This window comes from Bradyrhizobium sp. 2S1 (genome assembly GCF_011516625.5).
Taxonomy (GTDB): Bacteria; Pseudomonadota; Alphaproteobacteria; order Rhizobiales; family Xanthobacteraceae; genus Bradyrhizobium; species Bradyrhizobium septentrionale.
On the sequence record NZ_CP147717.1, the window covers coordinates 1,930,875 to 1,957,207 of the forward strand.

The 26,333-nt window shown below is 64.9% G+C and carries 21 protein-coding genes; 13 read left to right on the forward strand and 8 right to left on the reverse strand.

Going from position 1 to position 26,333, the window contains the following annotated elements; all coding sequences use genetic code 11:
- Positions 1-174: 174 nt before the first annotated feature.
- Both HAP54_RS09205 and mepA read right to left on the reverse strand, forming a co-directional pair.
- Positions 175-684 (reverse strand): hypothetical protein, encoded by a 510-nt coding sequence (locus HAP54_RS09205; protein ID WP_166299467.1) that lies wholly within the window; start codon positions 682-684, stop codon positions 175-177.
- Between the two features lie 147 nt (positions 685-831).
- A complete protein-coding gene (mepA, locus tag HAP54_RS09210) occupies positions 832-1,779 on the reverse strand; it encodes a penicillin-insensitive murein endopeptidase (protein ID WP_166299468.1) in 948 nt (315 codons plus the stop codon).
- A gap of 194 nt (positions 1,780-1,973) precedes the next feature.
- On the opposite strand from mepA, the gene HAP54_RS09215 reads away from it, so the two are divergent.
- Together HAP54_RS09215 and HAP54_RS09220 are read left to right on the forward strand one after the other, a co-directional pair.
- Positions 1,974-2,408 carry a L,D-transpeptidase gene (locus tag HAP54_RS09215; protein WP_224741316.1) on the forward strand — a complete coding sequence of 145 codons (435 nt, stop codon included), beginning with the start codon at positions 1,974-1,976 and terminating at the stop codon, positions 2,406-2,408.
- A 454-nt stretch (positions 2,409-2,862) separates the two neighbouring features.
- Positions 2,863-5,058 carry a putative bifunctional diguanylate cyclase/phosphodiesterase gene (locus HAP54_RS09220; RefSeq protein ID WP_414646189.1) on the forward strand — a complete coding sequence of 732 codons (2,196 nt, stop codon included), beginning with the start codon at positions 2,863-2,865 and terminating at the stop codon, positions 5,056-5,058.
- 220 nt (positions 5,059-5,278) lie between these two features.
- Here HAP54_RS09220 and HAP54_RS09225 read toward each other — a convergent pair whose 3' ends face one another.
- From HAP54_RS09225 to HAP54_RS09235, 3 genes are read right to left on the reverse strand one after another with little or no spacing between them, the layout of a single operon-like run.
- Positions 5,279-5,725, reverse strand: a complete 447-nt coding sequence (locus HAP54_RS09225) for a DUF1801 domain-containing protein (RefSeq protein WP_166299469.1) — start codon at positions 5,723-5,725, stop codon at positions 5,279-5,281.
- A 35-nt stretch (positions 5,726-5,760) separates the two neighbouring features.
- Positions 5,761-6,543 carry a sulfite exporter TauE/SafE family protein gene (locus HAP54_RS09230; protein WP_166299470.1) on the reverse strand — a complete coding sequence of 261 codons (783 nt, stop codon included), beginning with the start codon at positions 6,541-6,543 and terminating at the stop codon, positions 5,761-5,763.
- An 11-nt stretch (positions 6,544-6,554) separates the two neighbouring features.
- Positions 6,555-7,160 carry a TetR/AcrR family transcriptional regulator gene (locus HAP54_RS09235; RefSeq protein ID WP_166299471.1) on the reverse strand — a complete coding sequence of 202 codons (606 nt, stop codon included), beginning with the start codon at positions 7,158-7,160 and terminating at the stop codon, positions 6,555-6,557.
- 111 nt (positions 7,161-7,271) lie between these two features.
- Here HAP54_RS09235 and HAP54_RS09240 point away from each other — a divergent pair, with 111 nt between their 5' ends.
- The 3 genes from HAP54_RS09240 (at position 7,272) to HAP54_RS09250 (ending at position 11,071) form a co-directional block, all read left to right on the forward strand.
- Complete coding sequence (locus HAP54_RS09240; RefSeq protein WP_166299472.1) at positions 7,272-8,183, forward strand: sterol desaturase family protein; 912 nt, start codon at positions 7,272-7,274, stop codon at positions 8,181-8,183.
- A gap of 68 nt (positions 8,184-8,251) precedes the next feature.
- The gene (locus HAP54_RS09245; protein ID WP_166299473.1) at positions 8,252-9,586 is read left to right on the forward strand and encodes an IS1182 family transposase; all 1,335 of its coding nucleotides are present in this window, start codon (positions 8,252-8,254) and stop codon (positions 9,584-9,586) included.
- A gap of 270 nt (positions 9,587-9,856) precedes the next feature.
- Positions 9,857-11,071 (forward strand): hypothetical protein, encoded by a 1,215-nt coding sequence (locus HAP54_RS09250; protein WP_166299474.1) that lies wholly within the window; start codon positions 9,857-9,859, stop codon positions 11,069-11,071.
- A 3-nt stretch (positions 11,072-11,074) separates the two neighbouring features.
- On the opposite strand, the gene HAP54_RS09255 is transcribed toward HAP54_RS09250, so the two are convergent.
- A complete protein-coding gene (locus HAP54_RS09255; protein WP_166299475.1) occupies positions 11,075-12,868 on the reverse strand; it encodes a potassium/proton antiporter in 1,794 nt (597 codons plus the stop codon).
- A gap of 440 nt (positions 12,869-13,308) precedes the next feature.
- Between HAP54_RS09255 and HAP54_RS09260 the strand changes: the two genes are divergently transcribed.
- Both HAP54_RS09260 and map read left to right on the forward strand, forming a co-directional pair.
- Positions 13,309-14,625, forward strand: a complete 1,317-nt coding sequence (locus HAP54_RS09260; protein ID WP_029083113.1) for a mechanosensitive ion channel family protein — start codon at positions 13,309-13,311, stop codon at positions 14,623-14,625.
- 168 nt (positions 14,626-14,793) lie between these two features.
- Positions 14,794-15,618, forward strand: a complete 825-nt coding sequence (gene map, locus HAP54_RS09265) for a type I methionyl aminopeptidase (RefSeq protein ID WP_166299476.1) — start codon at positions 14,794-14,796, stop codon at positions 15,616-15,618.
- A 12-nt stretch (positions 15,619-15,630) separates the two neighbouring features.
- Here map and HAP54_RS09270 read toward each other — a convergent pair whose 3' ends face one another.
- The gene (locus HAP54_RS09270) at positions 15,631-16,350 is read right to left on the reverse strand and encodes a DNA-3-methyladenine glycosylase I (RefSeq protein ID WP_166299477.1); all 720 of its coding nucleotides are present in this window, start codon (positions 16,348-16,350) and stop codon (positions 15,631-15,633) included.
- Between the two features lie 353 nt (positions 16,351-16,703).
- Here HAP54_RS09270 and radC point away from each other — a divergent pair, with 353 nt between their 5' ends.
- Complete coding sequence (gene radC / locus HAP54_RS09275) at positions 16,704-17,417, forward strand: RadC family protein (protein ID WP_166299479.1); 714 nt, start codon at positions 16,704-16,706, stop codon at positions 17,415-17,417.
- A gap of 385 nt (positions 17,418-17,802) precedes the next feature.
- Positions 17,803-19,926, forward strand: a complete 2,124-nt coding sequence (gene glgX / locus HAP54_RS09280; RefSeq protein ID WP_166299481.1) for a glycogen debranching protein GlgX — start codon at positions 17,803-17,805, stop codon at positions 19,924-19,926.
- 270 nt (positions 19,927-20,196) lie between these two features.
- Here the strand turns inward: glgX and HAP54_RS09285 are convergent, their stop codons facing one another.
- Positions 20,197-21,084 (reverse strand): LysR family transcriptional regulator, encoded by an 888-nt coding sequence (locus tag HAP54_RS09285; RefSeq protein WP_166299482.1) that lies wholly within the window; start codon positions 21,082-21,084, stop codon positions 20,197-20,199.
- A 131-nt stretch (positions 21,085-21,215) separates the two neighbouring features.
- Between HAP54_RS09285 and HAP54_RS09290 the strand changes: the two genes are divergently transcribed.
- The 4 genes from HAP54_RS09290 (at position 21,216) to HAP54_RS09305 (ending at position 26,328) form a co-directional block, all read left to right on the forward strand.
- Positions 21,216-22,220 (forward strand): DUF1254 domain-containing protein, encoded by a 1,005-nt coding sequence (locus HAP54_RS09290; RefSeq protein ID WP_224741315.1) that lies wholly within the window; start codon positions 21,216-21,218, stop codon positions 22,218-22,220.
- 117 nt (positions 22,221-22,337) lie between these two features.
- Entirely contained in the window at positions 22,338-24,203 is a 1,866-nt protein-coding gene (locus tag HAP54_RS09295) for a sigma-54-dependent Fis family transcriptional regulator (protein WP_166299486.1), read from the forward strand.
- Between the two features lie 218 nt (positions 24,204-24,421).
- Entirely contained in the window at positions 24,422-25,909 is a 1,488-nt protein-coding gene (locus tag HAP54_RS09300; protein ID WP_224741314.1) for a hypothetical protein, read from the forward strand.
- Positions 25,909-26,328, forward strand: a complete 420-nt coding sequence (locus HAP54_RS09305; protein WP_166299490.1) for a hypothetical protein — start codon at positions 25,909-25,911, stop codon at positions 26,326-26,328. Before HAP54_RS09300 ends, HAP54_RS09305 begins: the two co-directional genes overlap by 1 nt.
- Positions 26,329-26,333 lie beyond the last annotated feature (5 nt).

Below are 26,333 nucleotides of genomic sequence, written 5' to 3' on the forward strand. Positions count from 1 at the left end.
GCTCGCGCGCGAACCAGCGCGCGCAAATCAGGCGTTGGGTGAAGTCTGGCCTGCGACGGACGGAAGCGCTCTTCCGCTGGTCCCCGAAGGACTTACGGTCCTCAGGGATATCGCACTGCAAACATAGCAGGCTGAGGCTTACGGTAAAGGCGACCGTTTGTCTAACGGGTCGTCCTATTCATCCGACGGCTGGATCGCGATCGACAGCGAGTTCTCTTTTGAGCCGCTGACCTGCAGCACGAAGGGGCTGGCGGCGAGGTCGTATTTCATGGTCTTGCGGATACCGTCGCAATCGGTCGCCCCGCTGAACGCCTTCGGCTTCAGGAAATGCCCGTCCTGCACCAGGTCGACCCAGGCGCCGGCCGAGAGGCTGACGGTATAAAGCCCGGCCTTCGGCGCGGCCTTGAAGCTGGTGAAGCCGGCGAAGGTGCCGTCCTTCGGCGCGCGCTCCGGCTGAGTCGGCAATTTGGCGTCGCTGGGCGTGACCAGCGCCAGCGTGATGGCGGTCGATGGCAATGCGGTCTGCTCGCTGCCCGAGGCGAGCTTGGCGCGATCCGGCGCGGTCAGCGCGGCGCGTGCGCGGTCGATCGACCATTTGAACTTGTCGCAGCCGCTCGGCTCTTCCGCTGCGAAAGCGGGAACTGAGACGAGCAGGAGCGATGCGGTGAGGAGCGATTTGCGCATGTCTGGTCCATTAAGATGATGACGGATGAAACAGATCAGCGGCCCCGATCCATCGCTCGTACGCGCTTACGGCACGACGGCGTGAGATCATAACGCAGTTCGAGCCGGCCGGCATAGCCGCCTGACGAAGATGTTATTGCTTGGATGCTACTGTTTGGCGTCGGGCGCGTTCAGCACCGCCTTGCAGTCCGCCGGCAGCTGCGCCAGCGTCATCGGCGGCCGCGGTTTCGGCGGCTTCGGCGGCGGCTTCGGATGCAGCACCGAATCCTTGAACCAATAGGCGAGGTCGGACGGCTTGCAGCCTTCGTCTTCCGACTGCGGCTTCTGTCCCTCGCATTCGGGGCTGCCGGACGGACACCGCATGCGGATGTGGAAATGATAGTCGTGGCCCCACCACGGCCGGACCTTCGACAGCCAGCTGCGGTCGCCCCTGGCGTCGCGGCACAGCGCCTTCTTGATCGCGGGATTGACGAAGATGCGCTGCACCGCCAGCTCCCGCGCGGCATCGCGGATGACGAGCGCATGAGCCGGCGTGAACACGCGCGGATCGATGTCGAGCCGGTCGTCGCGCACCATCATCACCGCCGACATCTCCTCGCGATCCTCGCGCGACAATTTGCGATCCGGCATCGGCGTCAGCCAGATATCGGCGTCGAGCCCGATCTGGTGGCTGGCGTGACCGGTCAGCGCGGGGCCGCCGCGCGGCTGGCCGATATCGCCGACCAGGATGCCCGGCCAGCCGGCGTCCTTGTGCGCGTTGACCGCGAGCCGCTTCAACAGCGCGATCATGTCGGGGTGACCCCAGTAGCGGTTGCGCGACAAGCGCATCACCTGCCAGGTGTCGCCGTTGAGCGGCATCTGCGCCGCGCCGGCAAGGCAGCCCTTGGTGTAGCCGCCGATCGACCGCGTCGGCATCGCCGCGGGCAGCACCTTGCGTGCGAACAGCTCCTTCGCCCCGATCTTTGGATCGTTAGGGTTAGCGAGCGGCGGCAATGGCTGCGGAGCGAGCGAGCCCTTGTCCTGCGCCCGCGCGGATACGGTGCAGGCGACGAGGATTGAGATCAGGAGCGGGATCAGACGAAGGCGGGGTGTCATTCGGATCACTCTGTCGGCGCGAGGCTAGCATGGATTCGAAGCAGGCGGACCGCGCATTCATCCCATTTGCTTGATCGCCCACAAGACGGATTAAGATTACCCGCGGCTTCCTGGCGCGCATGTGAGCAACGCCACTTTACAAGCACACGTTGCAGGCGACATCATGCCCGCAATAATTCAGGGTAGGCGTCATTATGACAAGCGTATGCGTACGGCTGCCGTTTGCCGCCGCGATCGCCGCGTCGACATTGGCATTGTCTCCGGCGCGTGCCGACATCGTCGTTCACATCGATAAATCGTCCCAGCGCATGGCGGTCAGCGTCGACGGCGCGACGCGCTACAACTGGCCGGTGTCGACCGGCCGCCGCGGCTATGGCACGCCGAGCGGAGTCTTCCGTCCGCAGATGTTGGCGCGCCGCTGGTACTCGCGGAAGTACTACAACTCGCCGATGCCGCACTCGATCTTCTTCCATCGCGGCTTTGCCATCCATGGCACCTACGAGCTCACGCGTCTCGGCGGGCCGGCCTCGCATGGTTGCGTGCGCCTGCATCCCTCGCACGCAGCACAGCTCTATGGGCTGGTCGAGCGCAACGGCCGCGGCGGCACGCGGATCCAGATCACCAACTAGAGCGTTTTCGAGCGAAGTGGACACCGGTTCGCGTGAAGAAAACGCGTCAAGACAATAACCTAGAGCTTCGGTTCTGATTCAATCAGAACCGAAAATGCTCTAGCCGGCATGGCACGCGGACGGGCATAGGCGCGCAGCGGCTTAACCCTGCGATAACCCTGTCACATGCTGGCAAACATTGATGCGCTTGCAGCGCATTCGGCGCATTCATTGGGCATTCGCGCGCCGATTTACGCTTCCTTCACCACGCTTCGGTGCTTCCGCGCTGCAAATCTGCGCTGTTCGTCGCTTGCACACCGCCGGCAACTCGCGCGTGGCGTGAACTCGCCTGCAAAGCAGGCATGCCCTGATATCTCATACAGCGCAGCGCTTCGCCAAGAGATACCAATTTTTCAGAGACTTATCGCAGAAGTATCGCCGAGCTGGAATGCGCGTGGGGCGTGCGATACCGATGATGCGGCCGAAGAAGATCAAGAAACCAAGCCAGGCCAAACTGGCCCGCTCCCGGGGGCGCCGGCCCCAAGCGGTGCCGAAAGTGTCCGGCAGCTCGCGCCGCCCAGCTGTCGAGATCGGCGAGCTGGTGCGCCAGCGCGCGCAGGCTGAGGCCGCGATCGCCGAGGCGCGCAAGTCGAACGCGCGATTGCGCGAGGCGATCGACATCCTGCCGCAGGGCATCGTGTTCCTGGACCCCGAGGGCCGCTACACGCTCTGGAACAAGAAATACTCGGAAATCTACAAGCGCAGCTCCGATCTGTTCGAGCACGGTGCGCGCCTGGAAGACACTATCCGCATCGGTGTCGCGCGCGGCGATTATCCCGAGGCCAAAGGCCGCGAGGAAGAGTGGATCTCCGAACGGGTCAAGAAGATGTACCAGCCGGGCGAACGGCACGAGCAGGTGCTGGCCGACGGCCGCGTGGTATTGATCGAGGAGCGACTGACCTCGGATGGCGGCATCGTCGGCCTGCGCGTCGACATCACCGAACTGAAGCAGCGCGAAGCGTCGTTCCGCCTGCTGTTCGACGGCAATCCGGTGCCGATGATCCTGTGTGCGCTCGACGGCGAACGGATCCTCGCCGTCAACGACGCCGCGATCGCGCATTACGGCTACGTCCGTGCCGAATTCGAGCGAATGACGATCAGGAGCCTGCAGGCGTTCGACACCGAATTGCCCTGGGCCGCCGGCCGCAGCAGCGACGAACAGGCGGCGCGGACCTGGAAGCATGTGCGCGCAGACGGCACGCTGATCGACCTTGCGATCTATTCGCGCCAGCTGATGCATGGCGACCAGCCGGCGATGCTGCTCGCGCTGATGGACATCACCGAGCGCAAGCGCGCCGAGGCGCGGCTCGCCTTCATGGCCCAGCACGACAGCCTGACCGGCCTGCCCAACCGCAACCTGCTGCGTCAGCAGATGGACGAGATGCTGCAGCACACCCGCCGCTCGACCGACAAGGTTGCGGTGCTGATCCTCGGGCTCGACAATTTCAAGGCGGTCAACGAGACGCTCGGCCACGGCATCGGCGACAAGCTGTTGCGCGGGGTCGCCAAGCGCCTGCGCTCGACGCTGCGCGAGGAAGATGCGTTGGCGCGCCTCAACTCCGATGAATTCACCATGGTGCAGGGCGGCGTGATGCGGCCTGAGGACGCGGTGCTGCTGGCAAGGCGGATCCTGGACGCGATCGGCGAGCCGTACCTGCTCGAGGGGCATTCGGTGGTGATCGGCGCCAGCATCGGGATCGCGATGTCGCCCGGCGATGGCGAGGATTCCGAAAAGCTGTTGAAGAGCGCCGACATGGCATTGTCGCGCGCGAAGAGCGAATTCCGCGGCACCTTCTCGTTCTTCGAGGCCGAGATGGATGCGCGCGCCCAGAGCCGCCGCAAGATCGAGATCGATTTGCGCGATGCGATCCAGAACGAAGGCCTGCGGCCCTATTACCAGCCGCTGGTCGATCTCGCGAGCGGACGCATCACCGGCTTCGAGGCTTTGGTGCGCTGGCCGCATCCGGAGCGCGGCATGATCTCGCCCGGCGAGTTCATCCCGGTGGCGGAGGAGACCGGCCTGATCAACCCATTGGGCGCGCTGATGCTGCATCGCGCCTGCATGGATGCGGCGCAATGGCCCGATGACGTGCGCGTCGCGGTCAATCTGTCGCCGCTGCAATTCCGCACCGGCAATCTGCTGGCGCTGATCACCGACGCGTTGCGGCAATCCGGCCTGCCGGCGCGGCGGCTCGAGCTCGAAATCACCGAGACGCTGCTGCTCGAGAAGAGCAGTCAGGTGCTGGCGACGCTGCATGCGCTGCGCGCGCTCGGGGTGCGGATGTCGATGGACGATTTCGGCACCGGCTATTCGAGCCTCAGCTATCTGCGCAGCTTTCCGTTCGACAAGATCAAGATCGACCAGTCCTTCGTGCGCGACCTCGGCTCGAACCCGGACGCGCAGGCGATCGTGCGTTCGATCGTCAGCCTCGGCATGGGGCTCGGCGTCATCATCACCGCGGAAGGTGTCGAGACCGAAGCGGAGCTGAGCTGCCTGCGCGCCGAGGGCTGCCACGAGGGCCAGGGTTTTCTGTTCAGCCGGGCGCGGCCGAATGCCGAGGTCATCAGCCTGCTGAAGGCGCAGCGCGTCGCGACGGCGCTGGTGGCGTAGCAGAGCCTGGAGCGAGAAATGTTGCCTCGAATCGAGCGTCGGGCTCCGCTTACCTCGCCCCGCGTGCGGGGAGAGGTCGGAACGCATCGTTAGATGCGTTCCGGGTGAGGGGGATTCTCCGCGAGCGCAGCTATCACCGAACGTGCGGAGATGGCCCCTCACCCCAACCCTCTCCCCGTAAGAACGGGGAGAGGGAGCACACCGCCGTCGCTTTCACGCCCTACGATACTTTCTTGTTCAGGTGATAGGTCAGCGCCAGCGCCACGCAGTGGCGCAGCGCTACCTCCGGAAGCTCGCCGGCGACATCGAGCAGGATCGCGCGGTTGCCGCTGTAGCTGAGCTCGGGATAGAGCTCACGGAAAGTCTCGACCAGGTTGGTCTGGCAGTGGAAGTAGATCGCGACCTGGCCGGCGGCCGGCTTTACCTGATCGATCCGGATCGTGCTGCCGCTGCCGGTCTCCGGCGTCAGGTAGCTCGGCTGACCCCATTTCAGCGTCTCTTCCAGCGCGCCGACGCCCCTGGTCGCCTTCGCGGTCTCGAAGATCAGGCGCCGCAGCGCCAGCAGCCTGGCCTTGACGGGGGCAGGGTAGGCGTCGAACAGCGCGTCTGTCGATTTCGCTTGCGGACGCCGTGCCGCTTTGCTGGTCGATCTTGCCGGCTTACGCATGGCGGGCTCCGCTAAGGAGGACGTATCGCGTCTGTCTACCACACCGCCTTGAACGTCATATAGACCGCCATCAGCGACACGAAGAAGATCATCGCGATCCGTAGCGTCGCGCGGTCGATGCGGTTGGCGGCGCGGGCGCCGAGATCGGTGCCGGCGAGCAGGCCGACGATCACGCCGGCCAGCACCGGCCATGATGCGAGCGAGCCCTCGCTCCAATAGATCCAGGCCCAGGGGATCGTGGTCGGGATCAGCGACATCACAAGGCTCGCCATCTGCGCCTGATGCTGCGGCACCCCGAGCACGGCGCTCAATCCGACCACGGTTGCCAATCCGCCGCCGATGCCGAGAAAGCCGGACGACAGGCCGGCAAGCAGGCCAACAATCAGCAGCGCCAGCCACGATATGTCGCGCGTGGCATCATCGCCGTCATGCTCCGGCTTGTCGCGCCCGCCGCGCAGGATCAGCATCGCGTCAAGCGCGACGAGATAGGCCACATAAGTCCAGCGCAGCGCGGGCTCGGCGACATGGTTTGCCGCGAGCGCGCCGGCGGCGCCGCCGGCTACGAAACCAAACGTCAACAGAACGATCCAGCGCAGCGGCGTGCGGTTGCCGCTTTGCCAATAGCGCCTGATCCCGGTCAGGCTGGTCGGCGGCACCTGCGCGACCAGCGAGATGCCCTGTGCGACGTGCTGGCCGGCGCCGAGCAGCAGCACCGAGAACACCACCAGGCCGCCGCCGGGGCTGACGCCGAGCAGGCCTGCGGTCAATCCGCCGGCGAGGCCCGTGACGATGCCGGCAATGAGATCGTGGATGTTCACCGCGTTCTCCGTCAGCGCCTGGCGGCAAGGCCGGCGAGGAAGATCTCGAAGGCCTGCATCGCCTCCGATGTCGAGACGGTTTCGCCCCACAGCCGCTGCAGCACGATGCCCTGGAACATCGCGACCATCGCCCGTGCCGCGCCGCGCGGCTGCACGCTGCGGTCGATCGCGCCGCTCTTCTGGCCACGCCGCAGCAGCTCCACGATCAGGGCGATCGGCTGGCGGATTCCGCTGGTCACCTGCTCGCGGACCACGTCGTCGCGCAGCGCCTCGGCCCAGAGCTGCAAGGCGACGCGGCGGGCGCGCAGTCCCTCTTCCTTCTGCAGGTCGCCGAGAAAGGCGCGGGCGATCGATCGCAGGCTCTGCAGCACGTCGTCCGACGGGTCCTTGAGCGCGAGCAGGGCGCTGTCGCGGCCATGGCGGCTTTCCCCGATCGCCTGGATCAGTTCCTCCTTGCCGGCGAAATGCCCGTAGATGCAGCCGGCGCTGAGCCCGGACTCTTTGATCACGTCCTGGATCGTGGTCTGGTGAAATCCCTGGCGGGCAAAGCAGATCTCCGCGGCCTGCAGGATCTCCTCGCGGCGGATCGCCAGGGTCTCGGGTTTCACCTTCGGCATTATCGGTCCTTGTCAGTCGCAGAGTGGGCACGGCGTAGGGCCGTGCTTGACGAGCATCTGCGATCATTACAAAGAACGAATATTCGTTTTGTAAAGAGAGGAGCAATCGACATGATCGGTTTTGCAAAGCTTTTGTGGCATCCGGGCGCGGGCGAGATGGCCAATGTCGAGCTGCCGTCGACCGGCGCGCGCATCGCGTTTCTGCTCGCGAGCTTCGCGATCGTGCTGCTGTTCGAGGCCGCATTTCCGCTGTTCAGCTATGGCCGCGGCGAGCGGATGCGCAACATCGGCCGCAACGTCGCCATCACCGTGATCTTCGTCGGCGTCAACCTGCTGCTCAGCCCGCTGTCGCCGCTGGCCGCGCAATGGGCGTGGGACGCGAAATTCGGCCTGTCGTACTGGCTTGGCCTGTCACCCCCGGAGCAGCTTCTGCTCGGCCTCATCGGGCTCGACCTGTTCGCCTATTTCGCCCACGTCTCGATGCACAAGCTCGGCTGGATGTGGCGCTTCCACCGCATGCACCATGCCGATCGCTTCGTCGACGTCACCACGGCTTTCCGCGAGCATCCCGGCGAAACGCTGTGGCGGATCGGCTGGCACATCGCGGGCGTGCTGGTGTTTGGAACGCCGGCCTGGGTGCTGGTCACCTATCTGACGCTGTCGGCGCTGAACGCGCAATTCGAGCACGCCAACATCCGCCTGCCTGAGCGGCTCGACCGCTGGTTGCGGCTCGTCTTCGTGACACCGAACATGCACAAGATGCATCATTCCCGTCACCAGCCGGAGACCGACAGCAATTATTCCAATCTGCTCTCGATCTGGGATCGGCTCGGCGGCACTTACAATCACGGTCCGCGCTTTGCGGAACTGCGCTACGGCCTCGATGGTTTTGATGATCCCGAGAAGCAATCGCTGCCCGGGCTGCTCAAGATGCCGTTCATGGGCAAATGGGGGCAGGACGGGTCAGGGCCGGACGACAAGGCGGAGCGATCGGCGCCGCCGCCCGTGCTACCCTGGCCGTGATCACGCTCTAGGAGCTTGTCTGGATAGTCGCTGTTCAAATCTGGTCGGGTCTGATTCAACATTGGGCGATGAGCAAGTATTTTCGGCCTTGGAACATCGATCAGACGCTGCTTCTGCCGCCGAATGTGCAGGACTTCGTGCCGAAAGGCCATGTCTCGCGGTTTATGGTTGATCTGGTGCGGGAGAGCCTCGATCTCAGGGAGATCATGGGCAGCTATGTGAGCGGGCTTGGGCAGCCGCCGTTTGATCCGCGGATGATGGTGGCGCTGCTGCTGCATAGCTATGCGAGTGGGCTGTATTCGTCGCGTCGGATTGCCAAGGCCTGCCGGGAGCGGAACGATTTTGTGATGATCGTGGCGCTGGATGCGCCGGATTTTCGGACGATCAGCGACTTTCGCAAGCGACATTTGAAGGCGCTCGGCGCGCTATTCGTGCAGGTTCTGAAGTTGTGCGAGACGGCCGGGCTGGTCAAGCTCGGTCATGTCGCGCTGGATGGTACGAAGATCAAGGCGAACGCGTCGAAACACAAGGCGATGAGTTATGAGCGCATGAAGAAGCGCGAGGCGGAATTGAAGGCCGAGGTCGCTCGCATGCTGGCGGCCGCCGAGGCGGCGGATGCCTCGAAGGATGAGACTTTCGGCAACAGCGACGAACTGCCGGACTGGACCGTCGACAAGCAGAAACGGCTGGCGAAGATCCAGCAAGCGATGGCGGCGCTGGAAGCGGACGCCAAACTGGCGGCGGAGGAAGAGCGCCGCATCGAGGCCGAAAAGGAACAGCAGCGCCAGGCCGAAGGCCGCAAGAAGCCGGGCAAACCGGCGGCGCTGCCATCGGAGGAACCCAATCCCAAGGCGCAACGCAACTTCACCGATCCGGAAAGCCGCATCATGAAGTCGAAGGATGGCTTCGTTCAGGCCTATAATGCCCAGGCGGCCGTCGATGCACATGCCCAGATCATTGTCGCGCAAGAACTGACCCAGCACGGCAGCGATCAGGGCCAGTTGGTGCCCCTGATCGAGGCCATCGAGAGCAATCTTGGCCGCAAGCCGCGGCAGGCCTCAGCGGATTCCGGCTACTGCAGCGAAGCCAATCTCGAAGCGCTCGACACACGCAGCATCGATGGCTATGTCGCGCCCGGACGCGCCAAGCACCCGACAGTAGCGAACGGAAAAGTCGGCGGCCCGCTGACACAGGCCATGCGAAAGAAGATCGACGATGGCGGCTTCGAAACACCCTACCGATTGCGAAAGCAAGTGGTGGAGCCGGTGTTCGGACAGATCAAACAGGCAAGAGGCTTCCGCCAGTTCCTGTTGCGGGGCATCGAGAAAGTGCGCGCCGAGTGGACAATGATCTGCACCGTCCATAACCTCCTCAAGCTGTTCAACCTCGCAAACGCAGCCTGAGCCTGCTACTCTACAACAAATGCCCGTCACGAAAACATATCTGGACGGGCTCCTAGAGCTTCGGTTCTGATTGAATCAGAACCGAAGCTCTGGATTCTTGTTTTGACGCGTTTTCTTCACGCGAACCGGTGTCCACTTCGCTCGAAAACGCTCTAGCTGGCCGTTTTTCCGAAAGTCGGCATAAGATAGCCAATCTTGTCTGCTAGGCCCGCATCGGGACATCCGATCGGGCATGGGGAAGGGCACATTGTGCGACTGACAGGCTGGGTATTGCTGCTGATCGGCGCGGTGCTGTGCGCCACGATTTCGTGGGCCGCGCTCGGCTTCCTGCTGATGGGCGTCGGCCTGATCGCGCTGCAGGTCGCCGAACGCCGCCGAAGCCCGGCAGATGATACCGCGCCGGCAGCCGCGGGATTTACCCCTCCGCGCCTCAGTGCCGGGCTGCGGCCGCCGACCCTCGACCCGGTCACCGGCCAGGACGCCGGACCTCAGCGTCAGCCACGCCGGGTGGCTTGGCCCGACAAGAACGGCGCGCCCTACGACCGGGAGGCGTGGCGACGGCTGGTCGAGAGCGATCCTGATCTGGCCCAGATCGCGCATGTCCTCGTCGACTATGGCCCGCAATATGTCGACGAGCTGGCGGCCAGCTATCTCGCCGGCCCCGACAAGAGCCGCCTGGGGGCGATCGTCGACGGCATCATCGCGCGCGCCCGCAGCGGTCAGCCGGTCCCGCCGGCCCCACCGCTCGAGGCATCGCGGCCACCGCCGGTGGTCGAGGTATCGCGGCCGCCGCCGGTGCCGGTGCCGCCCCGGCAGGAGCCGAAGGTGGTGGTCGCCCCTGTCGCCAAGCCAGCGGCGCCGCCGATACCGCCGAGCAATCCCGCCGATGCGCTGGAATCGTCCCTGCTCGCCACCGTCGAGGAGGCTTCCGCGAGGCTCGCCGCCGAACGCGCGGGTCTCTTCAAGCCCGGCAGGGAGCCCAGCAAGGCAACCGAGAACCGGCCGCCGACAGCGAACCAGCGGGAACCGCTGTTCGGTCGCGCGCCCCGGGACACGAAGCCCGCCGGGCCGGTGCCGATGACGGCTGAGACTCCCGCCGATCTCGAAGCATCGTTGATCGCCGCAGTCAGCCAGGCCGCCGCCAGGCGGGCGGATACCCCCAAGCCTCCACCGATACCGGAGCGCGTGCCGATCGCGGCGAAGCCCGAACCGGAGATCCGAATCGTCGCGCCCAACCAGCCGAAGCCCGCTCCGCTGGCGCCGTTGCCACCTCCGCCCGCCATCACACCGCTCGCGAAGCGACCAGCCGGAAAGACAGCGGCGGACGATCTCGATGAGACGCTGCTCGCGGCGCTGGCCGAGATTTCCGGCCAGAAGTTCAAGGACGAGCCCAAGCCGGACACTGCGAAGGACCCCTCCGACGACGGCCTGTCCGAGATCATCAAGAAGTTCGCGCCGGATTCGCAGTTCCTGCGCAAGCAGTAGCGCTCAGACCCCCGCCACCGACGCCCAGATATCGGCGAGCTTGCGCCGCACGGTCTGCATCCGCGTCTGTGGCGCGACCTCCTCCTCTTCCTCCGGCAGCCGCAGGCCGACGACATTGACGCGGCCGCCGCTGATGCTGCGCGCCACCAGCACGATCTCGTCGAGCGCAAGCTCGGCGCCTTCCTTCGGCGCGCGGTCGAGATTGATGTCGAAATAATCCGCCAGCGTCAGCATGGCCTGGTGCTCATCGACCTTGACGCCGTAGATCTCGGCGAGCTCGCCCAGCGTATGCTCGCCCGAGACCATGAAGTCGCCGAGCAGATGCGGATCGGGCGTGCTCGATGGCGCCATGTCGACGAAGAAGCGGTCGAGCGCCTCGGCGCGCTCCGGCGGCGCCAGCAGATAGATGTAGTCGCCCGGCGCGACCGGATCGGCCTCGACAGGCGTCAGGATCCGCTCGTCGCGGATCACCAGTGTCGGCTTCGACCACGACGGAATCAGCCCGCGGCGGAAATACAGGCTCTTCGGCCGCACCGGATAGCCGACCAGCTGCTGCTCGAGCTGGCCCGGCAGGTCGAGCTCGACGCGACGCGGGCCGCGTTCGGCGCGCGGCAGCGCGACATGCAGCCGCCGTGCCGCCGGTCCCAGCGTCCAGCCCTGCAGCAACAGCGAGATGATGACGACGACGAAGGCGACGTCGAAATACAGATAGGCCTTCGACAGGCCGACCAGCATCGGGATCGAGGCGAGGAAGATCGCGACCGCGCCGCGCAGCCCGGTCCAGGCGATGAAGATCTTTTCCCGCCAGTTGAACTTGAACGGCGCAAGGCAGATCAGCACCGCCAGCGGCCGCGCCACCAGCATCAGCGCGAACGCCACCAGCACCGCGCCGCCGGCGCTGGAGAGCAGGCGATGCGGCGAGACCAGGAGGCCGAGCAGCACGAACATCACGATCTGCGCCAGCCAGGTCGCGGCGTCGAGGAATGTCACCACCGAATTATGCGCGCGGGTCGGCCGGTTGCCGATGATAATACCGGCGAGATAGACCGCGAGAAATCCCGAGGCATGCACGATCTGCGAGCCGCCGAAGATCACCAGTGCCGCTGTGGTAACGAACGGCGCATGCAGGCCCTGCGGCAGCGCCACATAATTCAGCGCCAGCACCACCAGCCGGCCGCCGATCACCCCGATGATGGCGCCGAGCACGGCTTCCTGGATGAACTCCATCGCGATGTGCAAGGCCGAGCTCTGGCCGATCGAGATGAACTCGACCAGCATCAAAGTGAGGAAGATCGCGAACGGATCGTTGGTGCCGGACTCCGCCTCCAGCGTCGCGCCGACACGCGGGCGCAGGCGCAGGCCCTGGGTATGCACCAGGAGGAACACCGCCGCGGCGTCGGTCGAGGCCACCACGGCACCGACCAGGAGCGACTCGGTCCAGTTGAGGTCGAGCACATAGCGGGCGACCGGCGCCGTGATCAGCGCGGTGAGCAGCACGCCGGCGGTCGCCAGCACCATCGACGGCACCAGCACGGTGCGGATGCTGGCAAACCGTGTCTTCAATCCGCCGTCGAACAGGATCAGCGCCAGCGCCACCGAGCCGACCAGATAGGTGGTGCGGACGTCGTCGAACTGCAGTTGGCCGGGGCCGGAATCGCCCGCCAGCATGCCGACCAGCAAGAACACCAGCAGCAAGGGGGCGCCGAACCGCAACGCCAGCAGGCTCGAGAGGATGCCGGCCATCACCAGCACCGCGCCGAGCAGGATCGCTATACTGACGGAGTCGAGGGATGCCATGCGCCTTCGGGGGTCTCAAATACTTGCAATTGCATCCTTATCGTCGCCACACCGGGACGCCAAACGATTTCTGCCATAAGCGGCAATGTGCCCGATTCTGCCCGCCCTAGAGCAAGATGAAGTCAGGTTGAATCAGTCTCGCGGCAGACTGGATGCACCTCTCCCGCTTGCGGGGGAGGTCGCATCGCATCGTAGATGCGATGCGGGTGGGGGCTCTTTCCGCAATGTGACTCGCGGAGAGAGCCCCCACCCCAGCCCTCCCCCGCAAGCGGGAGAGGGAGCGCAGCGTCATCGCGGCGCCGGTTCGACCTAACTTCATCATGCCCTAGGTCGCCTCGACACTGTGGTGTATCGATGGTCGCGCGCGCGCCGTTGTGGGAATCTCCCAACACCTTCGAATCACATTTGCCTGACCCGCACTGCAAGTTGAGAATTTGCCGATGGACATGAGCTGGAAGGACGTCCTGGAATCGATCCAAATGGCCGCGCGCTCGGTCGGCGCCGAGGTCGCCTCGCCCTGGTTCTATCTGCAGTTCGGCATCATCCTCGCCGCCGCGGGCCTCGCCTACGCGGCCGATACCGCCATTCACTCACGGGTCGAATTGTCGTCGCTGGCGAGCCGGTGGCCGCTGCCGCTCCGGCACTTTGCCCGCGTGATGGTGACGAGCGCCTCGACCGCCGTGTTCGCGGTGCTGATGGTGATCTCGCGCATCGTGATGTGGCACGCCACATGGCCGAGCCGCAGCTACCTGATCGCGGTCTCCGCCAAGCTGGCGCTGGCCTGGCTCGTGATCCGCCTCGTAACCTCGGTGATCGACAACGCCTTCATCGTCAAGACGGTGTCGATCGCAGCCTGGGTGGTTGCGGCGCTCAGCATCGTCGGCCAGCTCGATTGGGCGGCCGACACGCTGGATTCGTTTGCCGTCGTCATGGGCGGTCTGCGGCTGTCGCCGCTGCTGCTGATCAAGGCCGGCGCGGTGCTGATCCTAGCGTTGTGGCTGAGCAATATCGCCAGCAATTTCATCGACGGCCAGATCACCCGCTCGACCGACCTGACCCCGTCGATCCAGGTGTTGTTGGTCAAGATCATTCGCATCGGCCTGATGGTAGTCGCGGTCGCCATTGCCTTGAGTGCCGTCGGGATCAACTTGTCGGCTCTGGCGGTGCTTTCCGGCGCCGTCGGCGTCGGCATCGGTTTCGGCCTCCAAAAGATCGTCGCCAACTTCATCTCGGGGATCATTCTGCTGGTCGACAAATCGGTGAAGCCGGGCGACCTCGTCACCATCGGCGACAGCCAGGGCCGCATCAGCGCGATGAAAACCCGCTACATCTCGGTCGCCGCCGGCGACGGCCGCGAGTTCCTGATCCCGAACGAGGATTTGGTGACGCAGAAGGTCACCAACTGGACCTATACCGACAAGAATACGCTGGTGAAGATCGCCTTCGCCGCCAATTACGACGCCGATCCGAGACTGGTCTGCAAGCTCGCGATCGAGACCGCCGCGGCCCACGCCCGCGCGCTCAAGGGCAAGCCGCCGAACTGCATCCTGACCGAATTCGCCGAGCTCGGCATGAAGTTCTCTCTGACCTTCTGGATCGCCGATCCCGACGGCATGGACAATGTGAAGAGCGACGTCATGCTGGCGCTGTGGGACGCCTTCAAGCAGCAGGGCATCAGGGTGCCCTATCCGGTGCGGGAACTCCGGATCCGCGGCGGCGCGTTGCCGGTCGAGAGCGTGGTCGAGGTCTCCAGCTAGCATTTGAACACATTTTTTTCGGACAAGGAGCGGCCGCTGTTCCGGATTGGGCCGCAAAATCAAGCAGTTTGGGCATTGTCCCCATGCCCAACCTTGGCTTGCACCGGGCGCGCCGATCATTAAATTAGAGCCTGAAATCAGCCCCTTGCCCGCAGAAACGCCCCGCCCATGAGCTATATCGACGCCACCGACACCTCCCTTCGCAAGACCGGCCAGATCAAGCTGCACGGGCAGAGCGGCTTTGCTGGCATGCGCAAGGCCGGCGCGTTGGTGTCGAAATGCCTCGACGCACTGACCGACCTCGTCAAGCCGGGCGTCCCGACCTCCGATATCGACGAGTTCGTCCGCAAGTTCGCCTTCGACCACGGCGCCTATCCGGCGACGCTGATGTATCGCGGCTATCGCTACTCGACCTGTACCTCGATCAATCACGTGGTCTGCCACGGCATGCCGGGCGACCGTCCGCTGAAGGAAGGCGACATCGTCAATGTCGACGTCACCTTCATCGTCGACGGCTGGTACGGCGATTCCAGCCGGATGTATGCGATCGGCGCCATCGCGCGGAAGGCCGAGCGGCTGATCGAGGTGACCTATGAGGCGATGATGCGCGGCATCGCGGCGGTGAAGCCCGGCGCCACCACCGGCGATATCGGTCACGCCATCCAGAGCTATGTCGAACCGCAAGGCATGAGCGTGGTGCGCGACTTCTGCGGCCATGGCCTCGGCCGCCTGTTCCACGACGAGCCGAACATCATCCATATCGGTCGCCCCGGCGAGGGCGTGCCGTTGAGGCCCGGCATGTTCTTCACCATCGAGCCGATGATCAATCTCGGCAAGCCGCATGTGAAGATCCTGTCCGACGGCTGGACCGCGGTGACCCGCGACCGTTCGCTGTCGGCGCAGTTCGAGCACTCGGTCGGCGTCACCGCCGACGGTGTCGAGATCTTCACGCTGTCCGAGCGCCATGGCGAGAAGCCCTGGGTTCAGGTGTAATCCTCGACAAGGTCAGTAGTCGCTCCGGGTCCGCTCGATGATCTCCTCGGGCGTGTGGTTCTCGCCGATCGACATCGCACAGATCCGCGACAAATGCAGATAGGACAGCCCGGTCTCCTCCGCCCAGGCGTTGAACTGCGCCTGCACCTTGGCGAGATCGCGCTTCGACTTGACCTCCTCGGCAATATCGAGGCCGGCATCGCGCAGGCAGGCGACGACGTCGCGGGAGGTGACGAAGCCATCCCAGCCGAGAAAGCGCAGCAGCATCTGCCCGGTGTTGCCGCCGAGCCGGCTGCCGCGCTTGGTCAGCAGATCAAGCAGTCCGACCTCATCCGACGACGGCCATGCCGCGAGGAATTTGCCGAATCTGCCGTGCTCGCGCGCGATCTCCTGCACGAAGCGGCCATTGTCGCGCACCGACATGATCTTGGCGCCGTTGCGCACGATCCTTGTGTCGCTGGTCAGCTTCTCCCAGAATTCATCTGATTTGAAGGCGAGCTTGGCGGGCTCAAAGCCAAGGAACGCTTGCTCGAAACCCTCCCATTTGGCGTCGATCACGCTCCAGGCGAAGCCTGCGCAGAACACGCGCCTGGTCATCTCGGCCAGCACGCGGTCGTCGCCGAGCTTTGCCAGCGTCTTGGCGCCCGCCGGCGGCCGCAGCAATTTCGCCAGTGCCTTCGGCCCGCCCTTGCGCTTCTCGGCGCGCGCGCGGATCACCTTGAATGACGTCACGCCGTCCTCCCCTTTTCGATCTCGAACCGTTGCAGCGAACGGTAATTCGCCCGTCGCATCGTGGCAAACCGGGGAAGTGGGCGCCTCACACACGATCGTCGTTCTGGCAAAAGCCAGGACCCATTTGCGGTGGCATCACCCGCGAAAGCGGGTGATCCAGTATTCCAGAGACGCCACCGCTTGAATCGAGAAGCCGCGGCGTACTGGATCGCCCGGTCCCGTCTACGCCAAGGCTTCGACGGGGCTTTCGCTCTCAGGCGCGCCGAAGCTTTAGCGGAGGCGCCGAGCCGGGCGATGACCGTGGGTTGCATCGCCCCTTGCAAAACCCGGCAGGCACGGCATGGTTGTGGCCGATGCCCGCCAAAGCCAGTGACAGCACCGATCAGCCCGACGAGACGCCGCATTACCACGGCCATCGCGAACGGCTGCGCGAACGCTTCCATGCGGCGGGGGCGGACGCGCTGACCGACTATGAGCTGCTGGAGATGGCGCTGTTCGCCGCCATCCAGCGCCGCGACACCAAGCCATTGGCCAAGGCGCTGCTGAAGAAGTTCGGCTCCTTCGCCGAGGTGGTGCACGCGCCGGTGGCGCGGCTGCGCGAGGTCGACGGCATCAAGGACGCCTCGATCAACCAGCTCAAGCTGCTGGCGGCAGCCGCCGGCCGGATCGCCAAGGGCGAGATCAGGCGCAACATCGCGCTGTCGTCCTGGAACGACGTCATCGACTATTGCCGCACCGGCATGGCGTTCGCCGACAAGGAGCAATTCCGCCTGCTGTTCCTCGACAAGCGCAACCAGCTGATCGCCGACGAGGTGCAGCAGACCGGCACCGTCGATCACACCCCGGTCTATCCGCGCGAGGTGATCAAGCGGGCGCTGGAATTGTCGGCGACCGCGCTGATCCTGGTGCACAATCATCCGAGCGGCGACCCGACGCCGTCGCAGGCCGACATCCAGATGACCAAAGCGATCGTCGATATCGCAAAACCGCTCGGCATCGCGGTGCACGATCACATCATCGTCGGCAAGAACGGGCATACGAGCTTCAAGGGCATGCGGCTGATTTAGCACTGCACTCAACAAGCCCCCCGCTGTCGTCCCGGCGCAGGCCGGGACGACGGTGTTAGTCTGATTCAATGTGAAACAGCTTTTTCGGTGGCATCACCCGCGAAAGCGGGTGATCCAGTATTCCAGAGACAGTCATGTTTGAACGGATGGGCCTCGGCGTACTGGATCGCCCGGTCAAGCCGGGCGATGACAGCGTGGATGAAGACACAGCTTCGCATTCTCGCGACATGGTGCGCAATTGCGCACCCTGGGGCATCGCTTCGCGAGCCCCGGAATGACGATTGCGTCATACGAACCACGCGCGATTGCCGCTAAAATAGCCAATGCAACGCTTTTCGCGTGGCGGCGTTTGTTGCAGGTTGATTTGATGGCCTTGGGGGGCGTGATGTCCGATTTTGTCGTTGAGGAGGGGCTGCCCTATCCGCTCGGCGCGCATTGGAGCGGCCGCGGCACCAACTTCGCGGTGTTTTCCGCCAATGCCAGCAAGGTCGAGATCTGCCTGTTCGACGGCGAACGCGAGACCCATCGCTTCGAGCTGCCCGAATATACCGACCAGGTGTTTCACGGCTTCATCAACGGCGTGCAGCCGGGCACGCTGTACGGCTATCGCGTCTCGGGCCCCTACCAGCCAGATGGCGGTCACCGCTTCAACCCGAACAAGCTGCTGCTCGATCCCTATGCGCGCGCCCACGCCGGCAGCCTGACATGGAATCCGGCGGTGTTCGGCTACAAGATGGAAAGCGGCGACGATCTGACGTTCGACGAGTGCGACAGCGCGCCGTTCATGCCGAAATGCGTCGTGTGCGATCCCAATTTCGACTGGGCTCAGGAGCCGCAACGGCAGGAAGCCCACTGGGACGAGACCGTCGTCTACGAGACCCACGTCAAGGGCTTTACCAAGCAGCATCCCGGCATCCCCGAGAACCTGCGCGGCACCTATGCCGGCCTCGGCTCGAACGCCGCGATCGACTATCTGAAGGCGCTCGGCATCACCTCGGTCGAGCTATTGCCGGTGCATTCCTTCATCAACGACAGCAATTTGCTGGAAAAGCACCTCACCAATTACTGGGGCTACAACACGATCGGCTTCTTCGCGCCGGACCCGCGCTACGCCGCCGATGTTCCGAACAGCCTGCGTGAATTCAAGAAGATGGTGTCGCGGCTGCATGGCGCCGGCCTCGAGGTGATCCTCGACGTCGTCTACAACCATACCGCCGAAGGCAACGAGCGCGGTCCGACGCTGTCGTTCAAGGGCATCGACAATGCGAGCTACTACCGGCTGTTGCCCGACAAGCGGCGCTACTACATCAACGACACCGGCACCGGCAACACGGTGAACCTGTCGCATCCGCGGGTGATCCAGCTGGTGATGGACAGCCTGCGCTACTGGGCCGGCCACATGCATGTCGACGGCTTCCGCTTCGACCTCGGCACCATCCTGGCGCGCGAGGTCTACGGCTTCGACGAGCAGTCCGGCTTCCTGAAGGCTGTCAACCAGGACCCGCTGCTCGCGACCGTCAAGCTGATCGCCGAACCCTGGGACTGCGGTCCCGGCGGCTACCAGGTCGGCGGCTTTCCGGCGGGCTGGGCGGAGTGGAACGACAAGTACCGCAACACCGTGCGCGATTTCTGGCGCGGCGAAGCCACGCCCGGCGCGCTGGCGCCGCGGCTGCTCGGCTCGCATGATGTGTTCAACCGCGAGGGACGCCGCACCTGGGCCAGCGTCAACTTCATCACCGCCCATGACGGCTTCACGCTGAACGACTGGGCGAGCTACAACAACAAGCACAACGAGGCCAACGGCGAGAACAACAGCGACGGCACCTCCGACAATCATTCCTGGAATTGCGGCACCGAGGGCCCGACCGACAATCCCGACATCCGCGCCTTGCGCGAACGCCAGAAGCGCAACATGCTGGCGACCCTGCTGGCCTCGCAGGGCACGCCGATGCTGCTCGGCGGCGACGAGTTTGGCCGCACCCAGCGCGGCAACAACAACGCCTATTGCCAGGACAACGGCATCTCCTGGTTCGACTGGAATTTGTCCGACGACGCGGACAGACTGCTCGCCTTCACCAAACGGATGATCAAGCTGCGGCGCGATTACCCGATCCTGCGCCGCAGCCGCTTCCTCTCCGGCGATCGCGACGCAGAGCTCAACATCCGCGACGTGGTCTGGATCAGCACGTCAGGCATCGAGATGACGCAGGCCGACTGGACCACCGGCTGGATCAAATGTTTTGCCGCGCTTCTCGACGGCCGCGCGCGCAAGACCGCGCTCGCACGCGCGGGCGAGGACGACACCGTGCTTGTCGTCCTCAACAGCTATGAGGGCGAGGTCGACTTCAAGCTACCGCAGACCAGCGCCGGGCCGCGCTGGTCGCTGCTGCTCGATACCAGCGCGCCGGAGCAAGCGGCGGGCGCGCAGTTCGGCTTCGACAGTATCTACAAGGTAACGGGCCGCTCGTTCGTGCTGCTGACGGCCGGCGAGGTGAAGCAGTCTCCGTAGCCCGGATGAGCGAAGCGATATCCAGAAGCCGCGCATCACCGCTCCCGCATGTCGCTTCGCTCATGCGGGCTACGAAGCTGCTGAAGCGACCTGCCGCTACGCTTCATCCGGGTTGCGGTCCCCTTCTCCTTCCCCCTGAAAGGGGGAAGGTCCGGATGGGGTCAGCCGCATACGACGCTGCAAGCGGAGAGAGCAGATCCCCACCCGCTTTGCTCTGCCGAGCAAAGCGACCTCCCCTTTGCAAGGGGAGGTCGGAGCGGTGCACCCCACTCAAACCGTGCACGCCTGCACGATCTTCGGCAGAAAGCTCTGGCAAAAATCCAGATAGGTTCTGACGATGGTCGATTGGTGACGGTGCGGCGGATAGAGCAGGTTGAGCGACCATTCCGGCAACGGATACTGCGGCAACAGTCGGACCAGGCGCTTCTCGCGGATCGGCGCCGCCGCAAGGAAGGGCGGCAGCTCGGTGACCACATCGCCACGCAGCGCGCGCCTGTACAAATGCTCGTAGTCGTTGGTGGCCAGCAACGCCCTGGGCTCGACAACATGCCCGCCCAAATCCCAGCGCGCCTGCTCATCGATGCGCGAGGCCCACGTCGCGCATGGCAGATCATGCAGCGCATCCGGATGTTTTGGCACGCCGAGGCGCTTCAACAGTTGCGGGCTGGCCACGAGGATATTGCGGGACGAGAGCAGGTGTCGCGCCACCATGGCCTCGTGAACGATCGCACCGACACGAAGCGCGACATCGATGCCGTCCTCGACCAGGTCGACACGACGCTCGGTCGTGTAGAGGTAAATCTCGATATCGGGATAGCGCCGCTGGAACGCGGCCAGCAACTCCCACCACGGCTCGAACGTCGGCGGCAATGACAGCCGCAGGCGTCCCTTCAGATGGGCCTGGTCGTTCACGATCACCTGCTCGGCCTCGAGCAGCGTCTCGATGCCGCGGCCGGCGTGTTCGTAAAGCCTAGCGCCGGCATCGGTCAGCCTGGCGCCGCGGACCGAGCGCTCAAGCAACTGGACCTTGAGCTGCCGCTCGAGATCGCGGATGCGGCGGCTCAATGTTGGCAGCGGCATTCCAAGGCGCGTGGCTGCCGCAGACAGGCTGCCCGCCTGCACGACCGCAACAAACATCCTGACGGCGTTGAGATCCATCCGACCTTCCTACCATATTCGGTAGGATATCTGCCAACCTTGGTCATTTATTTTCGTATTTGGATGGACTACCAGCTCGCGCGGAGAGGACCTCATCCGGAGCCCCTATGAAAACGAGCATCCTGGCAGCCATGTCATTTGCATTGGCGGGAACCATCGCGTCCGCACAAACACCACCATCGGCCCCGCAGCGCGTCACGATCGACACCTACAACCGCGCCCAGACCGATACCTATTTCGCCGGGGTGGCCGGCAGTGGCGGCTTCGGAAAATTCCGCCATGGCCGCGAGCTTGCTGCTCCGGTCCAGCAAGGCATCGTCCGCCCCAACCGCGACACGCTGTACTCGCTTGCGGTGTTCGACCTCGATGCCGGACCGGTGACCATCGAGCTGCCCGGCGGCGCCAGGCGTTTCATGGCGATGCAAATCGTCAATGAAGACCAGTACACCCTTGCGGTCCATTACGGCGCCGGCCGCCACACCCTGACCCGCGAGGCGGTCGGCACGCGCTACGCCGTTGCGGTCGTCCGCTTCCAGGTCGATTTTGCGAACGCCGAGGAGGTCCGGCAGGTTCACGCCCTTCAGGATGCGGTGAAGGCCAGCCAGGACCGGCCCGGCGCATTCGAGATCCCGAACTGGGATGCGGCAAGCCTGAAGACGGTAAAAGCCGCGCTATTGCAGCTTGGTGCCACTGTCTCCGATACGCGGCGGATGTTTGGTGCCAACGAACATCAGGTCGATCCGGTGCGACACCTGATCGGAAGCGCGATGTTGTGGGGCGGCAATCCGGAGCGGGACGCGCTTTATCTTCCGATCACGCCCGCGCGCAATGACGGCGGCACCATCTACCGGCTGACGGTCAGGGATATCCCGGTCGATGGTTTCTGGTCGCTCACCGTCTACAACAGTGAAGGCTACCTGCAACCGAACCCGGCCAATGCCTATGCGGTGAACAGCATCACCGCAAAGCAAGCCGCCGATGGCGCGGTCACCATCCAGTTCGGCGGCTGCGACGGCAAGGTCGCCAACTGCCTGCCGATCACGCCGGGGTGGAATTACACGGTACGGCTGTTCCAACCGCGCGCCGAGATCCTCGACGGCAGCTGGAAATTTCCCGAGGCGCAGCCTGCGGACTGAGCCGCGTCCGGTACCGCGATCCTCCACCCAAGGTCCCTCCCCGCGACCCCGCCGGCCAATTGACATTCGGCCGCGGGGTGCCAGACTTTGGCAAAAATACAGGGTGGAGACCTCTGGATGGCCAATCTTTCGGCCTCAAATCACGTCGCCCGTGTTTTATCGGCGGCCAATCAGGTGGCCGGCGTCGACACCGAGACGCGAATTGCCGCGTCCTGGCGGCGCTGCCTGGTCAATCACAATCTCGATCCGGCCCGGCGCGGGCCGCCGCAGACGCTGACCGAAGCCGAGGTCCGGCACATCGCCGAGCCGATGGAGGACCTGATCCAGGTCGCGATCCCGGAGCTCGAGGACCTCGCCCGCGTGCTCCACCATAGCGGCTACTGCGTCAACCTCGCCGACCCCAACGCTACCATGCTGGTGAGTCGGCTGCCCGAGGGCGACTACGCGCGGATGTTCCTGGAATGGAAGATCTACACCGGCTCGAACTTCGCCGAGACGTTTGAGGGCACCAACGGGCTCGGCACCGCGCTCGCCGAGCAGCGGCCGATCCTCGTGCATGGCGACGAGCATTTCCGCGAGCAGTGGCACATGTTCACCTGCGCGGTGTCGCCGCTGTTCGATCATGCCGGGCGCCTCGCCGGCGCCGTCAACATCTCCTCATGCCGCAGCGACCTCGGCCGCAGCGCGCATGAACTGGCGCTCGCCGTCACCACGGAGGCGACGCGGCGGATCGAGCAGTCGTTCTTCCGCCGGCGCTACCGCGCTTCCTGGATCGCGACCCTGCCCGGCGATGGACACGGCATGCTCGCCTATGACGACGACCGCCGCGTCGTCGGCGCCTGCCGCACCGCGCGCGGCGTGTTCGGATTGACCGATGCGATGGTCGACGACGGCATCGAGCTGTCGCGTCTGATCCAGCTCGACGATCGCGCGACACGCACCGCGGACGAGTCCGTTGCGTTGCGCCGGGCCGACGGCACGCCGTGGGGACGCGCCAGGGTGGCACCGCCGGTGCGGGCGCGTTCGCTGCGGCCCCTGCCGACACAGCCGCGTGAAAAACCGGCCGGGCAGTTCGGCGGCCTGCACAGGCTTGCCGGCCGCGATCCCGTGCTGATCAAGGGCGTGAAGCGGCTGATGACGGTCGGCAATCTCGATCTGCCGATCCTGCTCCGTGGCGAGACCGGCGCCGGCAAGGACGTGTTCGCGCGCGCCATCCACGCCGCCAGCAGTCGTGCCGGCCGCAACTATGTCGCGCTGAACTGCGCGGCGATGCCGGAGAGCCTGATCGACGCCGAGCTGTTCGGCTACGAGGCCGGCGCCTTCACCGGCGCCCGGCGCGAGGGATCGAAGGGACTGATCGTGCAGGCGAGCGGCGGCACGCTGTTCCTCGACGAGATCGGCGACATGCCGCTGGCGTTGCAGACGCGGCTGCTGCGCGTACTGGAGAATCGCGAGGTCTGGCCGCTCGGCGCGCTGAAGCCGGTTGCGGTCGACATCCGCCTGATCAGCGCCACCCATCGCGATCTGGCGCAGATGGCCGAAGACGGCAGCTTCCGCTCCGACCTGTATTACCGGCTGCGCGGCATGGAGGTTCGGCTGCCGGCGTTGCGCGAGCGTGCCGACAGGCGCGATGTCATCGCGCAGATCGCCGACGAGGAGGCGCCGCACTGTCGTATCTCAGCTGACGCTTGGGTGCAGCTGATGGCCTATCCGTTCCCCGGCAACATGCGCCAGCTCCGCCATGTGCTGCGGCTCGCCGGCGCCACTGCCGAGGGCGGCGTCATTACCGAGGCCGACCTCGATTTGCCGGCGTTCAGCGCTGGAAGCGCCGAGGCGGATCATGCGGGAAGCGAGCGCGCGATGATCGTGGAGGCGCTGCGCGCCAGCGGCGGTCGCGTGACCGAGGCGGCGAAGGCGCTCGGGCTCAGCCGCGCCACGCTGTATCGGAAGATCAAGGCGTTGAAGATCGGGTTCGACGGCTAGACCAAATATTTCATTCGAGCAAAGTTCCCTCGGATCGGGGCGTCGACCCGTATGGCGCGATATCGCCTTGCCAGGAAAGGTGATAGCCTACGGCTTTTCTGCAACGCCACGGAGCGGGTCCTATGACACGGTTTCCCCTCGCTGTGGTCGTTGGCCTGGTTGCCGCGACCATTTCGCAGCCTGCTACCTCACATTCCGAAGAACAACGATTGGGCAAGGTGCATTTTACCACGTCCTGCAAGCCGGAGGCGCAGGAGCTGTTCGATCGCGCCATGCTGTATCAGCATTCGTTCTGGTACAGCGCGTCGCGCCGCACCTTCGAGGAGGTGCTCGAGGCCGACCCGCAATGCGCGATCGCCTATTGGGGCATCGCGCTCAGCTATCTCTACAATCCGCATGCGCCACCGCCGCCGGACAACCTACCGCTCGGCCTCGCGGCCGTGAAGAAAGGCCAGGCGCTGGGTGCGCAGACGCCGCGCGAGCAAGAATACATCAATGCGATCGCCGCGATGTATGTCGAATATGACAAGGTCGATCACCGCACCCGCGTGCAGCGCTTCCTCACCGCCGAAGAGCAGGTCGCGACCCACTATGCCGACGATGACGAGGCGCAGATCGCCTATGCGATCACGCTCAACGTCGCGGCGTCCCCGACCGACAAGACCTATGCCAACCAGCTGAAAGGCGCGGCGCTGCTCGAGCCGATCTTCAAGCGCCAGCCCGAGCACCCGGGCATCGCGCACTATCTGATCCACCTCTACGACTATCCGGCGCTTGCGGAGAAGGGCCTCGACGCGGCGATGCGCTATGCCAAGATCGCCGAACGCGCGCCGCATGCCCAGCACATGCCGTCGCACATCTTCACCCGCGTCGGCTACTGGAAGGAATCGATCGCCTCGAACAAGGAGTCCGCGCGCATCGCCAAGGAAGATGGCGAACAGCAGGATCAGGCGCACGCGATGGACTATCTGGTCTATGCCTATCTGCAGCTCGGCCAGGACAAGGAGGCGCGCGCGGTGGTCGACGAGCTCGGTAAGATCGAGTTCAAACAGGATCGGTTCGCGGGCCCCTACGCGGTGGCGGCAAGCCAGGCCCGCTATGTGTTCGAGCGCGGCGACTGGAAGGGAGCTGCCGCGCTTGAGGCGCGTCCGACCAAGTACGCCTACGCTGACGCCGTCACCTATTTTGCCCGCGCGGTCGGCGCCGCGCGCTCGGGTGATCCGGCGGCCGCCAAGGCCGACATCGGGAAGCTCGTCGAGCTGCGCGACAAGCTCAAGGACGCGAAGGACGCCTACTGGTCCAACATCGTCGACATCCAGCAGCAGATCGCGAGCGCCTGGGTGCTGTACGCCGAAGGCAAATATGACGAGGCGCTCGGCGCGATGAATTCCGCCGCGGAGGCGGAAGACAAGACCGAGAAGCATCCCGTCACCCCCGGACCGCTGGCGCCGGCGCGCGAGCTCTACGCCGCGATGCTGCTCGATCGCGGCAAGGCGAAGGAGGCGCTTGCCGCCTACGAGGCCGTGCTCAAGAAGGAGCCCAACCGGCTGTCGGCCTATCTCGGCATGATCAAGAGCGCCAAGGCGTCCGGCGATCAGGCCAAGACCCAGGAATGCGCGGTGCAGATCGCCCGGCTCACTGCGGATTCGGACGTATCGAGGCCGGAGCTGATCGAATTGCGCCAGACAACCGGAAGCAAGCTCTGATGCTGCGGATACCATCGCGCAACAATGGATGGCGCAACGGTGCGGCGGCGCTGCTCGGCGCCGTCGGACTATCGCTGTGCCATATGCCGCCGCTCGGCGCGATGGAGATCCTCGGTCAGGCCGGCGTGCTCGGCGAATGGGAGCTGACCGGGCATCTCACCGAAAGCGAGCCGGGCGCACGAAAGCAATTCTCCGGACCGTTGAAGATGAAGCATGTGGGGATCTGCACCCAGGACGGACCGGAGGAGCGGGCCGGAGAGATCAGGCTGCAACTCGCGGGGCCGGATTCGCAGGTGACGGCGGAGCTGGTGCTGGACGGCGCGCCCTGTACGTACAGCGCCCGCAAGACGCATGCCTATGAGGGAACGCTGTCGTGCGCGGGGCGCGCGCCGGTCCCGCTGATGGTGTGGCTGAAATAGAAGTT

Coding starts and splice junctions, on each gene's coding strand:
- HAP54_RS09205 (WP_166299467.1), bottom strand. CDS start 684: ATGCGCAAATCGCTCCTCACCGCATCGCTCCTGCTCGTCTCAGTTCCC.
- mepA (WP_166299468.1), bottom strand. CDS start 1,779: ATGACACCCCGCCTTCGTCTGATCCCGCTCCTGATCTCAATCCTCGTC.
- HAP54_RS09215 (WP_224741316.1), top strand. CDS start 1,974: ATGACAAGCGTATGCGTACGGCTGCCGTTTGCCGCCGCGATCGCCGCG.
- HAP54_RS09220 (WP_414646189.1), top strand. CDS start 2,863: ATGCGGCCGAAGAAGATCAAGAAACCAAGCCAGGCCAAACTGGCCCGC.
- HAP54_RS09225 (WP_166299469.1), bottom strand. CDS start 5,725: ATGCGTAAGCCGGCAAGATCGACCAGCAAAGCGGCACGGCGTCCGCAA.
- HAP54_RS09235 (WP_166299471.1), bottom strand. CDS start 7,160: ATGCCGAAGGTGAAACCCGAGACCCTGGCGATCCGCCGCGAGGAGATC.
- HAP54_RS09240 (WP_166299472.1), top strand. CDS start 7,272: ATGATCGGTTTTGCAAAGCTTTTGTGGCATCCGGGCGCGGGCGAGATG.
- HAP54_RS09245 (WP_166299473.1), top strand. CDS start 8,252: ATGAGCAAGTATTTTCGGCCTTGGAACATCGATCAGACGCTGCTTCTG.
- HAP54_RS09255 (WP_166299475.1), bottom strand. CDS start 12,868: ATGGCATCCCTCGACTCCGTCAGTATAGCGATCCTGCTCGGCGCGGTG.
- HAP54_RS09260 (WP_029083113.1), top strand. CDS start 13,309: ATGGACATGAGCTGGAAGGACGTCCTGGAATCGATCCAAATGGCCGCG.
- map (WP_166299476.1), top strand. CDS start 14,794: ATGAGCTATATCGACGCCACCGACACCTCCCTTCGCAAGACCGGCCAG.
- radC (WP_166299479.1), top strand. CDS start 16,704: ATGCCCGCCAAAGCCAGTGACAGCACCGATCAGCCCGACGAGACGCCG.
- glgX (WP_166299481.1), top strand. CDS start 17,803: ATGTCCGATTTTGTCGTTGAGGAGGGGCTGCCCTATCCGCTCGGCGCG.
- HAP54_RS09285 (WP_166299482.1), bottom strand. CDS start 21,084: ATGGATCTCAACGCCGTCAGGATGTTTGTTGCGGTCGTGCAGGCGGGC.
- HAP54_RS09290 (WP_224741315.1), top strand. CDS start 21,216: ATGTCATTTGCATTGGCGGGAACCATCGCGTCCGCACAAACACCACCA.
- HAP54_RS09295 (WP_166299486.1), top strand. CDS start 22,338: ATGGCCAATCTTTCGGCCTCAAATCACGTCGCCCGTGTTTTATCGGCG.
- HAP54_RS09305 (WP_166299490.1), top strand. CDS start 25,909: ATGCTGCGGATACCATCGCGCAACAATGGATGGCGCAACGGTGCGGCG.